Below are 15,620 nucleotides of genomic sequence, written 5' to 3'. Positions count from 1 at the left end.
CGAAGATGTCGTCCGGTTGTTCTAAAAAGCGTTGATCTAGCGCGGCCCTCCGGCGAGGAGTTCCAGGGTGCGGATGAGGGCGGAATGGTCGCGTTCGCCGTCGCCATTGGCGATGGCGGCATTCATCAGCTGCTGCGTGGCGGCCGTGTTCGGCAGCGACAGATCGAGTGCGCGGGCGGCATCGACGGCAAGCGTCATGTCCTTGCGGTGCAAGCGGATGCGGAAGCCGGGCTCGAAGGTCTCCTTGACCATGCGCTCGCCATGCACTTCGAGGATGCGCGAGGAGGCAAAGCCGCCCATCAGCGCGGTGCGCACCTTGGCCGGATCGGCGCCGGCACGCTTGGCAAACAGCAGCGCTTCGGCAACCGCCTCGATCGTCAGACCGACGATGATCTGGTTGGCGACCTTCGCCGTCTGGCCGTCGCCGCTACCGCCGACATGGGTGATGTTCTTACCCATCTTTTCGAAAAGCGGCTTGGCGCGCTCGAAAACCTGCTCCTTGCCGCCAACCATGATCGTCAGCGTGGCGGCCTTGGCGCCGACCTCACCGCCGGAAACCGGGGCATCCAGATAATCGCAGCCGAGCGCCTCGATGCGTTTGGCGAAAGTCTTGGTGGCGACCGGCGAGATCGAGCTCATGTCGATAACCAGCTTGCCCTGGGAAAGGCCGGCGGCGACGCCGTCTTCGCCGAACAGAACCGCCTCGACATCTGGTGTATCCGGCAGCATCAGGATGACGATGTCGGAAGCGTGCGCCACCGCCCTGGCGCTTGTTGCGGCTTTGCCGCCCTTGTCGACAAGATGCTGCGAGGTTTCCTTCACGCGGCTCAGATGCAGCGTGTGGCCGGCGTCGATCAGGTGTTCCGCCATCGGGCGGCCCATGACGCCCAGTCCGATAAATCCGATGTTCATGCTGTCCTCGCTGACTTCAGATAGGGTTTCATCCAGCCGAGGCCTTCGCTGGTGCCGGATTTCGGCTTGTACTCGCAGCCGACCCAGCCGTCGTAGCCGAGGCGGTCGAGTTCGGAGAGGATGAAACCGTAATTGATCTCGCCGGTGCCGGGTTCGTTGCGGCCGGGATTGTCGGCGATCTGCACATGGGCGATCTTCTCCTTCAGTCGGATGAAGGTGGAGACCAGGTCGCCCTGCATGATCTGCATGTGGTAGAAATCATACTGGATGTAGAGATTGTCCGAGCCGACCCGGTCGAGTATGCGTTCGGCATCAGCGGTGGTCGACAGGAAGAAGCCGGGAATATCGCGCAGGTTGATCGGCTCGACCAGCAGCTTGACGCCGACGTCGGCACAACGCTTTGCTGCATATTTCAGATTGTCGACCAGCACCGTTTCCAGCGTTTGAAGGTCTGCACCCTTCGGCACCAGCCCGGAGATGACATTCACCTGCCTGCAATCGAGCGCTGCGGCATAATCGAGCGCCTGCGCGATGCCGTTGCGGAACTCCTCTACGCGGTCCGGCAGGCAGGCGATGCCACGCTCGCCGCCGGCCCAGTCGCCTGATGGCACGTTGAAGAGCGCCTGTTTCATGCCGCTCGCCTCCAGCGCCTCGGCGACCTTCTCCTTGGGTTCGGCATAGGGGCCGAGATATTCGAGGGCGCCGAAGCCGTCCTCTGCGGCTGCCGTGAAGCGGTCGAGAAAGGGCAGGTCCTGGTAGAGGAAGGAAAGGTTGGCGGAAAATTTCGGCACGGGATCGTCCTTAAATATTGGCAGGCGCGACGAAACGATGCCGGTGCAGCATGCGCTTGTCGCGAGGGTCGGGATTGGGAACGGCGGAGATGAGGCTCTTCGTATAGGCCTCTTCGGGAGCGGTGCAGATCTGTCCGGCCTCGCCAAGTTCGACGATTTTGCCGCGATGCATGACAGCGACGCGATCGCAGAAATAACGCACGACCGAAATGTCGTGGGAGATGAAGATGAAGCTCAGGTTTAGCCGCTGACGGATATCGAGGAGCAGATCGAGGATCTGGCTGCGGATCGAGACGTCGAGTGCCGACGTTGCCTCGTCGGCGATGATGATGCGCGGATCGAGCGCAAGGGCGCGGGCGATGCCGATGCGCTGGCGCTGGCCGCCGGAGAAGGCATGCGGATAACGCTCCATGCCCATCGGGTCGAGGCCGACCAGGCGCATCAGTTCGGCGACGCGGTCCTCCAGCGCCTTGCCCTTGGCCAGCCCGTTGACAACAAGCGGATCGCCGATCACCTCCTTGACGGTCATGCGCGGATTGAGCGAGGCGAAAGGATCCTGGAAGACCAGGCGGACTTCGCGGTGGAAGGTGCGGAGTTCGCGCTTGGTGAGTTTCGTGACGTCGATCTCGCTACCGTCCTTGCCGCGATAGCTGATGCTGCCCGATGTCGGCTCGACGGTGCGCAGGATGAGCCGGCCGAGCGTCGTCTTGCCGGAGCCGCTTTCGCCGACGATGCCGAGGTTTTCGCCGGGATAAAGATCGAAGCTGGCGTCGTCGACGGCGCGCAGCGTATTGGTCTTGCCGTGCCAACCGTAGATCTTGCCGAGATTGCGGACGGACAGGATCGGCTGCGGCGCCTCCGGCGACAGCGCCACGGCGGGCAGCCTGCCTTCGACATGGTGGGTGAGCTTGACCGTCGAGGCCAGCAGTTGGCGGGTATAGGGATGCTCGGCGGCGTGGTAGATCGCATCGACCGGTCCGCGCTCGACGATGCGGCCGAAGCGCATGACGGCAACATCATCGGCCACTTCGGCGACGATCCCCATGTCATGGGTGATCAGCAGCATGGCCATGCCGCGTTCGACCTGCAGCCGCTTGATCAGGTCAAGGATTTCGGCCTGGGTGGTGACGTCGAGCGCCGTCGTCGGCTCGTCGGCGATGAGAATATCGGGATTGCCGGCAAGCGCCATGGCGATCATCGCGCGCTGGCGCATGCCGCCGGAGAATTCGAAGGTGTAGCGGTCGGCCATCTTGTCCGGCTTCGGAATTTCGACCTGGCGCAGCAGTTCGACGGTCCTTTCGCGGGCGGCGCGCTGATCGAGATTGCTGTGCAGGCGCACCGCTTCGATGATCTGCGAACCAATGGTGTGAACCGGCGACAGCGAGCTCATCGGCTCCTGGAAGATCAGGCCGATGCGGCGGCCGCGGATGGCGCGCGTCGCCCGGTCGGACGGCTTCAAGGCGGCAATGTCGGTGACCCCGGTGACCCCGTCGCCATTGCTGAGCAGGATGCGGCCGGAAACGATGCTGCCGGGGCTGTCGACGATCTGCAGCAGCGAGCGGGCGGTGACGCTCTTGCCGGAGCCGCTTTCACCGACGAGGCACAGCGTCTCACCGCGCTTCAGCTCGAAGCTGACATTTTCGACGGCGTGCAGGATGTGGGTGCGCAGCCTGAAATCGATCGAGAGGTTTTCGACGGAGAGAACGACGTCGTCTGAAAGATCAGTCATAGTTTCCTCCTCAATTGTCATAAGGGTCGGCGGCATCGCGCAGGCCGTCGCCGAAGAAATTGAAGGACAGGACGGCGACGACGACCGCGAGCGACGGCCAGATCAACAGCCACGGCGCAGTCGCGACGGTGCGGATGTTCTGGGCGTCCTGCAGCAGCACGCCCCAACTGACGACCGGCGGCTTGAGGCCGATGCCAAGGAAGGAAAGCGAGGTCTCGGCGACGATCATGGTCGGCACGGCCAGTGTCACGACCGCAAGGATGTGGCTCGTCAGCGACGGCAGGATGTGGCGGAAGATCAGCCGCGCTTCGCTCGATCCGTCGAGCCGGGCGGCGACGACGAAATCCTCACTGCGCAGCGCCAGGAACCGGCCGCGCACCTCCCGCGCCAAGCTGGTCCAGCCGAGCAGCGAGACGATGATCGTGATGACGAAATAGACATTGACCGGCGACCATGTCAGCGGGATCGCCGCCGCCAGACCGAGCCATAGCGGGATGGTCGGCATGGCGCTGACGACCTCGATGACGCGCTGGATCAGCGTATCCACCCAGCCGCCGTAGAAGCCGGAGATCGAGCCGAGCACGACGCCCAGGATCAGCGACATGGCGACGCCGACGAGGCCGATCGACATGGATACGCGGGTGCCGTAGACGAGGCGCGAGAAGACGTCGCGGCCGAGCCGGTCGGCACCGAGCAGATACATCGGATCGTTCTGGTTGAGGGGGCCGATCAGGTGGCGGTTCATCGGGATCAGGCCCCAGAGATCGTAGGCCGCGCCTTTGACGAAGAAGCCGATCGGGACGACCTTGGTGTCGTCGACGACGAAGGTGCGGCGCAGCGCCACCTTGTCGATCTCGACCTTGTAGCCCTTCACATGGAAGTTGAACTCCGAGCTGCCGTCCGGCTTTTCGACGAAGAAGCTGAAGCCCTGTGGCGGGGCATAGGTATATTGCGGCCGCGAGGTCATCGGCAAAGCCGGCGCCAGGAATTCGGCAAAGAGGCCGACCAGATAGAGGAAGAGGATGATGGCACCGGCCACCATCGCCACCTTCTGACGGATCAGTTTGCCGGCGACCAGCCGCCAGGGGCCGATCGCGGCCGTCGAGACGGTCTTGCCCTGTTTCAGCGGGCTGATCGAGGGGCCGTCGGCAACGGTGTGGAGCGGACCAACATGGGCTCCGAAGGTTTCGTGCGTGCTCATCGCATTCCCCTCAATTGAACCGGATGCGCGGATCGAGCAGCGCCAGCAGCAGATCCGACAGCAGCATGCCGACAAGGGTCAGCGCGCTCAAAAGCAGGATGAAACTGCCGGCGAGATACATGTCCTGCGAGATCAGCGCGCGGAAAAGCAGCGGGCCGGCTGTCGGAAGATTCAGCACGATGGCGGTGATCGTCACGCCCGAGACGAGATGCGGCAGCACCCAGCCGATCGCCGAGACGAAGGGATTGAGCGCGATTCTGACCGGATATTTGAGGATCACCTTGTATTCCGGCAGTCCCTTGGCGCGGGCGGTGACGACATAGGGCTTGTGCAGCTCGTCGGTCAGGTTGGCGCGCAGGATGCGGATCATCGCTGCCGTTCCGGATGCGCCGATGATGATGATCGGGATCCAGAGATGGGCGAGGAAATCGCCGACCTTGGCGAGGCTCCAGGGCGCCTCGGCATACTCAGGCGAGATCAGCCCGCCGACGCTCTGGCCGAGATATTTATAGGCGACGTACATCAGCGTCAGCGCCAGGATGAAGTTCGGCACGGCAAGGCCGATGAAGCCGAGAAAGGTGAAAACGTGATCGCCGACGGAGTGGCGGCGGACGGCGGAATAGATGCCGATTGGCAAAGCGACGATCCAGACGAAGAGCAGGCTCAAGAGCGAAATCACCAGCGTCGAGCCCATGCGGCCCCAGATCAGCCCGGAGACCGGCTGGCCCCATTCGAACGAGTAGCCGAAGTCGCCGCGGCTGACGATGCCCCAGATCCATTTCAGATATTGGACATAGAAGGGGTCGTCGAAGCCGTAGATTTCCTTCAGCCGCTCGATCTGCGCGGGATCGACGGTCTGGCCGCTGTCGCTCATCGTGGCGATCATCGACGTCAGATAGTCACCCGGCGGCAGCTGGATGATCAGGAACGAGATCAGCGACATGCCAAACAAGGTCGGGATCATGTAGAGCACGCGCTTGAAGATATAGCCAAGCATCGAAACGTTTCTCCTCCCGTCGGGAACGCTGTGACGCGCTTCCCCCGGATATCCACCCGCTTTCGGCCCCTAGGCCGAAAGCGCTCCTCCGTCGCGTGTCACCTCATTTCCAGGTGAGATGCAGGACCTCCAGCCGATCGATGCCAGGCACCTCCACCTGCGCGCGTCCATCCTTCACACTGAAGCTTGCCGCGCGGTCGGCAATGACCAGCCATGTCTTCGCCACCGACTTGCCCTCCGGAATTTCCACCGAAACGGTCTGCGCTGCCAGAGGGTAATTGTCGCGGATCGGGCCTTTCATCATCATCGGGTTGGTGAGGTTGAAGAGGCTGAGCGCCAGGCCCTCACCGTTTTCGCGCAGCGCCAGATCAATGACGCCCTGGCCCTTGACGGTGACACGCGGCGTCTTGCCGAGTGCCCAATGGACAGCGTTGGCGATGAGCCGCGCATGATCGACGGCAAAGACCTCCCAGAAGATCTCGCCGATATTCCAGGGGATGTAGACCGTGCGTCCGCCCTTGCCAGTCTCGCGGGCGATGACGGCAGCACCTTTCGGCTCTTCACGCGAATAGACCTCTTCCATCGGCAGATCGGGAAAGTCAGGGATATAAAGGAAGGGAGTCTTCGCATCGGCCGAGGGTTCGGCGTGGATCAGGCGGGTGCCGCCCATGATGCGCTCGGCGCCGTCGAAACCGCGATTGATCGGGTGATCGCCGGAAAGGGCGACATAGGTGTTCTTGACGATGCCGCGCGGGCCCGAGACGTATCTGGCGCCGAGTACGTCGGTCAGACCGAACTCGTCACGCGTCTTGCCGAATTCGTCCCGCAACGACGTCTCGTAGGAGGCAATCACGCTGCCGCCGCGATCGACATAGGCGCGGATCGAGGTGTTCTGGGCATCCGAAAGGCACGAGGCATTGGCGAGAATGATCAGCTTGAAGCGGTCGAGGTTTTCCTCGGTCAGCACCTGGTCTGAGAGCAGCTCGAAGGGCAGCCGGGCTTCGACAAGGGCGTGATAGAGACCGAGGTCGGGTTTCTCGGCGGAATGCCGCTCTTCCGGCGCCCAATGGCGCAGCGTCGTCGAGGGATCGATGACGGCGATTTCGGCGGTCGGCTTCATGCTTTCCAGTACCGGCTCGACGGCTGCCTGCAGGCCGAATGCGTCGGCTACAGGATCGACCCAGCGTTTGTCGGGCACGACACCGTTGAATTTGGTGAACCAGGCATAGAGACCGTGGGCGGTGCCGTCATTGATCCAGAGCTGCATCTCCTCGCCCGAGGTGACGGCATCCTTCCAGCGATATTCCTCCTCCGGGCCGATCGAGGTGATCAGCACGACCGGGCGGTCGGGGAAGGTGGCGCGGATACGCTTGCCGTTGCGCCCAGCCGACCAGCCGAGCTCCAGACCCTTGCGGCCCTGATGGTCGACGACGAGGAAGGGGCAGTGCCTGGCGATGACCGAGAGATCGAATTCCATCAGCGAAGCGCCGCCCATGTTGGGAATGAAGCTCGCATGCGGGCGGATCGCTTTGACGGCATCGTCCCATTGCGCGATCATGTCGGTGAGCACGCGGCGGCGCCATTGCACCCAGGCCTGCCAGGCAGGATCCTCGGCATCGGGTTTTACAGGCAAGGCGTGGCCGGACATGTCCTTGAAGCGGCGGGCGCTGTCTTCGCTATAATCGACGCCGTGGCCCTGCCAGCGATTGGCGAAGACCGCATCGATATCGTATTTGCGGACGATCTCCTTGACCACCTCAGGCATGAAGACGCTGTTGTAGTCGCCATAGGCATTGGTCACCCAGACATCGGGATAGGCCCAGTGGCGGCGCGGCGTGCCGTCGGCATTGATCATCACCCATTCCGGATGGGCTTTGGCGGCATCGTCATGGATCGCATGCGGGTCGACGCGGGCCATGACATGCATGTCGAGCTTGCGGGCGGCATCGACGAGCGCGCCGAAGATATCCTTATCGCTGAGATATTTGCTCACATAGTGGTAAGGCACGTCGCTCGGATAATAGGCGATATAGCCGCCGGCGCTGAGGCAGACCGCGTTCGATTTCGTGCGTTTGAAGACATCGATCCAGAAGGCCGGGTCGTATTTCTCCGGGTCGTCTTCCACGAAGGTCAGCTGGGTCCAGCGGGTCGCGGTCTTGAACCAGTCCGGCGTCCTCAGCGTATTGGTGTTCTGTTTTCTGGCATCGAGCATCGTCTTCATCCAATCATTGGCAAAAGAAGGGCCTCGGCGCCAACCGGCAGGGGCCGGCGCCTAACGAGGCTCCTGGGATAAAAGGTCTTCAGACCTTGTAGAACTGCTCCGGCATGGTCGGAGCGGGCGTCGGCCAGCCGAAGGAGTTCGGCATGATCTTCGTGATGTTCTTCATGTTGTTCTTGACGATGCCGTAGCCATCGGGCGGCAGCGAGATGCCGAAGACATAGAAATTGTCGGCGGCGCCTTGCAGGATCTGCTTCATCACCTCGCGCTGGCCTGATGCGTCGGAAGTGGCCTTCAGCTTGTCGTAGAGCGCAAGCTGGCTCTTCGTGCTTTCCGGCGGTTCCTCGGCATTGGCATTGGCGCGGTCGCGATACCAGAGTTGCCAGGCCGGGGCATACATGGCGTTGGCATCGGTCGGCACGTAATAGCGCGGGTCGAGCATGGCGGCGACGCCACCATTTGCGCCGAACTGGTGGGCGGTCGCATCGAAATCGCGGCCCTGGCGGACGCGCGTCTCCCAGAGCGAACGGTCCATCGAGCGCATCTGCGCATCGATGCCGACCGCCTGGAACATCGGGATCACCAGCTGGAAGAGATCGAGGAAGACGGCTCGCGCCTGGTCGATCTCGAAGATGATCGTCAGGCGGCGGCCCTTTTCGTCGAGGCGAAAGTTCTGGTCGTCGCGCTTCGGCAGGATCTGGTCGAGCATGGCATTCGCCTTGTCGACGTCATAGGCCGTGAACTGCGTGGCGAGCTGCTCGTTGTAAAGCGGGTCTTCCTTCTTGATCGATGCCTGGGCAGGTGCCCCCTGGCCGACGAGCACCGCATCGATCAGCGACTGCCGGTCGAGTGCTGTCGAAAGTGCCGCACGGAAATCCTTGTTCCGGAAGAGCTTCCGCTTGGTCTCGTCATTGTGGTTCAGGTTGAAGATGAAATTCATCACATTGGCTTCGGTCGAAGTCAGTGTGTAGAAATCATAGCCGCCCTGCTCACGCGCATCGTAGAGAACCGACTTGTTGTTCGGCGTGGCGATATACTGGTCCATCAGGTCGACTTCGCCCTGCATGGCCTTCAGCAGCAGAACCTGCGGGTCGGCGACCATCTGGTAGACGATACGGTCCATATAGGGCAGCTGGTTGCCCTCGGTGTCGACCTTCCAATAGTAGGGATTGCGTTCGGCAACGGCGCGTTCGGTGTTTTCGCCGGGCGCTATCGTGAACATCCAGGCATGCACGCAGGGTTTCTTCGAGGAGTTCAGGAAGAAGGCGTTGTCGTCCTGGAAACCGGCGGCCGCCTGGAAGGAGGCGATCCAGCTTTCGAAGCCGCGTTGCTTGGCGAGTTCATCGGCTTTCGGATTGAAGTCGATGTGGAACTGCTCGAGATAATGTTTCGGTGTGCGCGTCGTCTGGTCGTTGTTTGCCCAGGCGACCTGCAGCGGGAACAGGCCGTTCGGCTTGTCGAAGGTGACCTTGAAGGTCTGCTCGTCGACGATCTCCAGCTTGGCCGGCTTGCCGCCGGACTTCCAATGATCCTGACCGACAAAGGCTACGCGCTTGTCGGTGAAAACGGTGTCGTACCAGAACTTGATGTCGGCGGTGGTGTAGGGATGGCCGTCCGACCATTTCATGCCCTTGCGCAGGCGGATCGTATAGACCTTGGAGTCGGCGTCGCCCTCGAAGGACTCGGCGACATTCAGCGTCACGCCAGACCAGTCGGGCGTATAGCGCAACAGCGGCTCGTAGGCCTGGTAGCGGAACAGCATCGACAGCGACCCGCCGCCAACCAGCGCCATGTTCCAGTCGCCGCCGTATTTGCCGACGCTTTCGACCGGTTTGACGACGAGCGGATTTTCAGGAAGCCGGTCCTTCAGGGCCGGCAGGCCGCCGCTCGACACCTTCGTTTTCAGGATATCCGCTTCCTTGAAGTCAGCGGCGAAAACCGGCAGGGCCGGCAATATCAGGGCGGCCGACGTCCCGGCCAGAAACGCACGTCGTTTCAGCTTGATCATAGGGATCTCCTCCAAAAATCCGCGCCCTTATCATTATTTTTGCTGTCGGGCTGGGATGAGGAAAAGATTACATTTGGATATTGTTAGGTAAAGCGTTATGTTTCCGTTAGTGTATAAATTTGCTTTACCGGCGCGATTGCTATAGCCAGCGCGCATCAATCGAACGCTGAGGTGCCACGTGGGAAGCAGGGGCCGGGTTACGTTGCAGACGATCGCGCGGGAGGTCGGCCTGTCGAAATATGCGGTGTCGCGGTCGCTTGCCGGCAAGAGCGGCGTCAGCGAGGAAACGCGCGCGCTGATCCGCGAGACGGCGCAGCGCCTCGGCTATACAAAGCCCGTCGGGCAGGGTGCTGCGGGTGAGATCGCTGTCGTCTTTCACGATCTCGATGCCGTCAACAGTGAACTCTATATGCAGGTGCAGAACGGTGTGCAGCGCGAAGCGCACCGGCTTGGCATGGCGCTGCGTGTCCGCTGGACCCATGATTCCGCTCAGTTGGAAGAATTGGCGCGCAGCTGCGACGGGCTGATGCTCGTCGGTCCGCATGCCCGCGAGGCGGTGGCGGCGGCGAGCGCCACCGGCGTTCCGATCGTGCGATTCGGCTGGGTCGATGCGCTCGAACAGATCGACCATGTCGGCGGCACCGACCATGAGGCGGGGCAGGCGGTGGTGGAGTATCTGGTCGGGCTCGGCCATCGATCCATCGTTTACGTCTATGGCATGCCAGGCCTGCGCGGACGCCAAGAGCGGCACTACGGCGCCCGCGAAGTCGCCGAACGTTATCCTGACGTTTCGCTTCATGTTATGCAGTTCGACGAAGAGAATGGCTTCAGCGCGGCCTTCCGGGCGCTCGTGGAAAAAGGCATCCGGCCGACGGCTTTTTTCTGCGCCCATGACGGGCTGGCACTGACCGTGGTTTCCGAGTTGCTCGGTCAGGGATACCGCATTCCCGACGATATTTCGGTCGTCGGGTTCGGCGACTACTCGCCGGCAACGCAGATCTCACCGGCGCTGACGACGGTGAGGATGGAGGGGCAGGAATGTGGGGCGGTCGGCCTGCGGCTTTTGCTCGAGCGCATCGAAAATCCGCGCCTGCCGGGCATGCCGGCGCGGCGCATCATGATTGCCTCGCGCATTATCGAGCGCCGCTCGGCCGGACCCTGCAAGGCGGCGGCAAGCGTCGATGCCGCCGAGGTTTAACCGCCGAGCGAAGCAATCGCGGCCTTGACCGCGTCCGCGCCGGGCCTGGTCGGCCGGTATTCCAGACCGACGGCGCCGTCGTAACCGTTGGCAAAGATCCAGCCGAGGCGTCGGGCAAGGTCGATATCGCCGGAGCCCGGTTCGTTGCGGCCGGGATGATCGGCGACATGGACATGGATGATACGGTCGAGACGGCCGTTCAATACCTCCTCGGTGCGCTCGTCCATCACGGCGGAATGGTAGATATCGTAGACGATACCGATCTCGGGGCGAGCGACGTCATCGATGATGTCGAGACCTTCGCGGGTCGAATCGAGGAAATAGCCGACATGGTCGATGCGGATGTTGAGCGGCTCGACGCCGAGGCGGACACCGCTGCCTTTGAGGATATCGGCGCCGGCTCTCAGCGTTTCGGTAAGCGCCCGGCGCTGTTCTTGGCGGGTCACGCCTGGGAGATCGTTGCCCGCCTGGGCAATCAGCACCGGCGCGCCGAGACGCTTGGCGACAGCGACGGAATCGGCAAGGCCTTTCAGCCAGGCCTGCCGGTTGGCGGCGTCGGTCAGCGCGATCATCGGTTCGGCGACGAGGCTGGTGACGGCAAGACCGGTTTCCTTCAGCGCCGCTTCGATCGCATCCAGATCCTTGCCGGTCCAGCGCCAGAATTCGATCGCCGTCAGGCCGGCCGCATGGGCGCGGCGGATGCGATCGGGAAAGCTGTCGCCCTCTTCGGCAAACAGCCATTCTATGCAGGCTGAATAACGTCGCATGAAAACTCCTCCCATCTGTTGATGCAGGCATGCGACAGATCGGCGCCTGCCGCAAGAGGAGTGTGGGCGCTTGACGCCCGGGGCTCATTGGCGGAACACTCAGCACATCAGGCCGGGATCTCCGGCCGTTTGCGGAGGAAGACATGGATCTCGGATTGAAGGGAAAGACTGCCGTCATAACAGGTGCGTCGGTCGGCATCGGGCTGGCGATCGCCGAGGGACTGGCGGCTGAGGGCGCCGACCTTGTGCTGGCAGCCCGTGGCGGCGAACGGCTCGAGGCGGAAGCCGCCCGTATCGCCGAGAAGTACGGCGTCAGCGCCGCCGCTGTCGCGGCCGATGTGGCGACGGTTGCGGGAACCGAGGCGATTATCGCGGCGGCGGCCGAAAAAGGCGGCGCCGATATCCTCATCAACAATGCCGGCACCGGATCGAACGAGACGGTGATGGAGGCGCCCGACGAGAAGTGGCAGGACTATTGGGACCTGCATGTGATGGCCGCCGTGCGGCTGGCGCGCGGCATCGCGCCGCAGATGAAGCAACGCGGCGGCGGGGTGATCCTGCACAATGCCTCGATCTGCGCCGTTCAGCCGCTCTGGTACGAGCCGATCTACAATGTCAGCAAGTCGGCGCTGATGATGTTTTCGAAGACGCTCTCGACCGAGCTCATCAAGGACAATATCCGCGTCAACTGCGTCAATGCCGGTCTGATCCTGACGCCCGACTGGATCAAGACCGCCAAGCAATTGACGGCGGAAACCGGCGGCAACTGGGAAGGCTACCTACAGAGCGTCGCCAACGAGCACGCCGCCTCCAAACGCTTCGGCACACCAGAGGAGCTGGCAAACGTCTTCGTCTTCCTGAGTTCGGAGCGCGCGAGCTATTGCATCGGCTCGACCTATTTCGTCGATGGCGGCATGCTGAAGACGATCTGACCGAGGCTGCAGGCAGGGCGCGCGGCGGCCGGTCTTTCTCGAGGCTGCCGGGCGTTTCTGTGGACGTTGCCGATACAAGCTATAAATAATAGCTATTTTGTTGTATGTTCACGCTTTTGACGCTATTTGCCTGCTATTGGCAGGATAAATACTGCGATTTCTACAAGGCGACGACGATGCTGACGAAAAAGGGAAAATACGGGCTGAAGGCGCTGGTCGACCTGGCGCGGCTGGCGCCGGGTGAGACCGCCTTCATCAACGACATCGCGGCCCGCAACAATATCCCGAAGAAGTTTCTCGATACGATCCTGCTCGAACTGCGCAATGTCGGCATCCTGCGCTCGAAGAAGGGACCGGGCGGCGGCTATTCCCTGTCGCGGCCGGCAACCGAAATCCGCATCGGCCATGTCATCCGCACGCTCGACGGGCCCTTAGCGCCGATACGCTGCGCCAGCCGTACGGCTTACGAGGCCTGCGACGACTGTGCCGATCCGGAAACCTGTCAGGTGCGGCGCTCGATGACCGATGTTCGGGACGCGATCGCCGCCATTCTCGACAATATGACCCTCGAGCAATTCGTCGCCGATGGCGGCCGTATCGACGGCCCCAAGGAAGAATTCCCGATCTCCGCCGCCAGCTGAATTAGGCTCTCCCGGGCTCCGACATATATTCGCCTGCGGTATGCACCAATCTATCCCGCGCCAGCGATAGCGCGTGAATGCGGGCATTGCGCCAATGGCGGTCGAGATTGAGGCCGATGCCCGCCGATGTTTCCCCTGCAAGTTCGAACAGCGCATTTGCGGTGTCGAGCGCCGTTTCCCCGGCAAGGATCGCGGCCGCCGAGGCGGAGAAATGCGCGTCCGCCATCGCGGCCTCCACAGGATTGACTTGGGCAATGTCGAGTTTACGGCCAGCCCGTTCCAAGGCTGCCGCCGTTGCTTCGATGCGGATGGCGCGTTCGCCGATCTGGGGAAGGACGGTCGTGCTGCGATCGCCAATTGCGGTCATCAGGTCGCTCCATGCGGCCCGGGCGACGCCCAGGCTGACGCCCGCCTTGAGCAGCAGACCGAGCGAGATGCCGGTCGAATGTCCGGACGAGGGGGCAGGCGCAATCGCATCGGCATTGACATGAAGCGTTCCGACGATCGCCGTCGCCGATCCATTGGTGCGCTGGCCGAAGCCGTCCCAATCATCGACCACCTGCACGCCTTCTTCACCGCGTGTGAGGTAGAGTGTCACCGGGCGGCTGGGAGGAGCGGTGGCGGCAGCGGCGATCCAGTCGGCGAATAGAATACCGGGCGCCTGCCGCGTGCGCCCGCTCAGACGGTAGCCTGGACCTTCGGCGGTCAGTTCGGTCCCGTCGGTGAAGGCGGCGCCCGCGAAGCGGTCGCCGAGCAGCACACGGGCAAACAGCGATGCCTTCAAATCCTTGGCAGCCTGAATGCGGAGCGTTTCCAGCGCAGAAAAATGACTTTCCAGCGCCTCGCCGATCGATGCATCGCCCTCGGCGATGATCGCAACGATTTCGGCGAGCAGGGCGTTCGACACGTCGAGCCCTTCATGGTCTGGCGGAACAGTGATTGCCGTCAGCCCCGATACAGACAGCGCATCTAGCTCGGCAAAGGGCAGGATGCGGTTGATATCACGCTCGCTCGCCTGATGCCGGAATGCGGCGGCGAGGTCGCGGGCCGTGGATATCGCCTCCTCTTCGCTTTCGATGCGATGCGCGGGAGGCCTCAGGCTCTCATGAAACTGCGATACCGTTCCCATCGGTCACTCTTTTCTCGACGGATACAGGAGTGAGGGATTGCCCCTCGAATGATAAGGCCGGTTTTTCTACAAAACCCGTGTGCTTTGAATTTTCTTACCAGCTTGATTGCCCTGTTCTCCACGCTACTTACGGTGAAGTGGGGCTTCCCTGATCGAGAAATATGATGAGCGACTCTCGTGCTCGCAACAGCGAGGTTTCGAAAATGGCACGCCAGCCGAGACCGCGCCTGACGCTGGATATTGCCGCGATCCCAACCTATGCGATCGGCGACATTCACGGTCGGTACGATCTGCTTGTGAAAGCCGAGGAGGCGATCCTGCGTGATGGCGCGCGGCTGCCCGGGCGAAAGCTGATCGTAACGCTCGGCGACTATGTCGACCGCGGCCCTGAATCGGCACAGGTCATCACCCATCTGATGGAGCCTCCGCCTGATGGATTCGACCGCATCTGCCTTGCCGGCAATCACGAAGTCGCCATGCTCGACTATATCGATGGCTGGATCTCCTATGACGATTGGATGCAGATGGGGTCGGCGGAGTCGCTCAAATCCTACGGCCTCGATCCGGAGCATCTACCGCTGGTCTTTCCCTCCGGCGCGAAGCTCGATGCCTTCATCCGCCAGTCGCTGCCGCGTACGCATATCGATTTCATGCGGGCGATGCCTGTCGTGCTGGAGACCCCGAGCGTGATTTTCGTGCATGCCGGCATCAATCCGAAGCTGCGGCTCAGTGAGCAGACGGACGAGGATCTGGTCCTCATTCGCCAACGGTTTCTCGAAAGCCGGGTGCCGTTGCTGAAACTCGTCGTTCACGGTCATACGCCGAACGATGAACCCGACATACGGCCGAAGCGGCTCAATATCGATACGCGCGCCTATCGCAGCGGCAAACTCACCGTCGCCCGCTTGTGGCAAGGCCGAGTGCATCTGTTTTCGACCTGACTTCCGTTTCCTCAGCCGCTAGAGCCTTTCCGGTTTAGATTGAAGCATTCTGTTGGCTCAAACGGAGTCGGATGGTCGACCGGCCGGCGCGTGTCGTAGCCAAGCTCTACGGCCAAGCCGGCCGGTCGATCAGCCGGCCCGTTTCAGCCAACCCGA

The 15,620-nt window shown here is 62.3% G+C and carries 13 protein-coding genes; 4 read left to right on the top strand and 9 right to left on the bottom strand.

All coding sequences use genetic code 11. The annotated features are described in order from the left end of the window. Window positions 1–36: 36 nt before the first annotated feature. From RlegSU303_RS18035 to RlegSU303_RS18005, 7 genes are all read right to left on the bottom strand, one after another. Entirely contained in the window at window positions 37–912 is an 876-nt protein-coding gene (locus RlegSU303_RS18035; RefSeq protein WP_131719206.1) for a 2-hydroxy-3-oxopropionate reductase, read from the bottom strand. Beyond that, complete coding sequence (gene otnI / locus RlegSU303_RS18030) at window positions 909–1,703, bottom strand: 2-oxo-tetronate isomerase (protein WP_131719205.1); 795 nt, start codon at window positions 1,701–1,703, stop codon at window positions 909–911. Before otnI ends, RlegSU303_RS18035 begins: the two co-directional genes overlap by 4 nt. Before the next feature lie 10 nt (window positions 1,704–1,713). Next, window positions 1,714–3,432 (bottom strand): ABC transporter ATP-binding protein, encoded by a 1,719-nt coding sequence (locus RlegSU303_RS18025; RefSeq protein WP_231283240.1) that lies wholly within the window; start codon window positions 3,430–3,432, stop codon window positions 1,714–1,716. A 10-nt stretch (window positions 3,433–3,442) separates the two neighbouring features. Beyond that, window positions 3,443–4,633, bottom strand: coding sequence for an ABC transporter permease (locus RlegSU303_RS18020; RefSeq protein WP_131719203.1), 1,191 nt, complete (start codon window positions 4,631–4,633; stop codon window positions 3,443–3,445). A gap of 10 nt (window positions 4,634–4,643) precedes the next feature. Next, window positions 4,644–5,630, bottom strand: coding sequence for an ABC transporter permease (locus RlegSU303_RS18015; protein ID WP_131719202.1), 987 nt, complete (start codon window positions 5,628–5,630; stop codon window positions 4,644–4,646). Window positions 5,631–5,733: 103 nt separating this feature from the next. Beyond that, complete coding sequence (locus tag RlegSU303_RS18010; RefSeq protein WP_131719201.1) at window positions 5,734–7,842, bottom strand: family 10 glycosylhydrolase; 2,109 nt, start codon at window positions 7,840–7,842, stop codon at window positions 5,734–5,736. A gap of 88 nt (window positions 7,843–7,930) precedes the next feature. Further along, window positions 7,931–9,856: an ABC transporter substrate-binding protein gene (locus RlegSU303_RS18005; RefSeq protein ID WP_131622885.1), complete on the bottom strand. Its 1,926-nt coding sequence runs from the start codon at window positions 9,854–9,856 to the stop codon at window positions 7,931–7,933. A 178-nt stretch (window positions 9,857–10,034) separates the two neighbouring features. Between RlegSU303_RS18005 and RlegSU303_RS18000 the strand changes: the two genes are divergently transcribed. Beyond that, window positions 10,035–11,054 carry a LacI family DNA-binding transcriptional regulator gene (locus tag RlegSU303_RS18000; RefSeq protein ID WP_131630064.1) on the top strand — a complete coding sequence of 340 codons (1,020 nt, stop codon included), beginning with the start codon at window positions 10,035–10,037 and terminating at the stop codon, window positions 11,052–11,054. Here the strand turns inward: RlegSU303_RS18000 and RlegSU303_RS17995 are convergent. Then, the gene (locus tag RlegSU303_RS17995) at window positions 11,051–11,821 is read right to left on the bottom strand and encodes a TIM barrel protein (protein WP_131630065.1); all 771 of its coding nucleotides are present in this window, start codon (window positions 11,819–11,821) and stop codon (window positions 11,051–11,053) included. The two genes, RlegSU303_RS18000 and RlegSU303_RS17995, sit on opposite strands and share 4 nt — an antisense overlap. A gap of 143 nt (window positions 11,822–11,964) precedes the next feature. Between RlegSU303_RS17995 and RlegSU303_RS17990 the strand changes: the two genes are divergently transcribed. Next, window positions 11,965–12,753 (top strand): SDR family NAD(P)-dependent oxidoreductase, encoded by a 789-nt coding sequence (locus RlegSU303_RS17990; RefSeq protein ID WP_025395731.1) that lies wholly within the window; start codon window positions 11,965–11,967, stop codon window positions 12,751–12,753. A gap of 176 nt (window positions 12,754–12,929) precedes the next feature. Continuing rightward, window positions 12,930–13,394 (top strand): RrF2 family transcriptional regulator, encoded by a 465-nt coding sequence (locus RlegSU303_RS17985; RefSeq protein ID WP_026158834.1) that lies wholly within the window; start codon window positions 12,930–12,932, stop codon window positions 13,392–13,394. A 1-nt stretch (window position 13,395) separates the two neighbouring features. Here RlegSU303_RS17985 and RlegSU303_RS17980 read toward each other — a convergent pair whose 3' ends face one another. After that, window positions 13,396–14,523: a monooxygenase gene (locus RlegSU303_RS17980; protein ID WP_131719200.1), complete on the bottom strand. Its 1,128-nt coding sequence runs from the start codon at window positions 14,521–14,523 to the stop codon at window positions 13,396–13,398. A gap of 164 nt (window positions 14,524–14,687) precedes the next feature. On the opposite strand from RlegSU303_RS17980, the gene RlegSU303_RS17975 reads away from it, so the two are divergent. After that, window positions 14,688–15,464, top strand: coding sequence for a metallophosphoesterase family protein (locus tag RlegSU303_RS17975; protein ID WP_205928058.1), 777 nt, complete (start codon window positions 14,688–14,690; stop codon window positions 15,462–15,464). Window positions 15,465–15,620: the final 156 nt, after the last annotated feature.

The organism is Rhizobium sp. SU303 (genome assembly GCF_021052345.1).
In the GTDB taxonomy this organism is placed as follows: Bacteria; Pseudomonadota; Alphaproteobacteria; order Rhizobiales; family Rhizobiaceae; genus Rhizobium; species Rhizobium laguerreae.
This window is presented reverse-complemented; position numbering and strand designations above follow the sequence as displayed.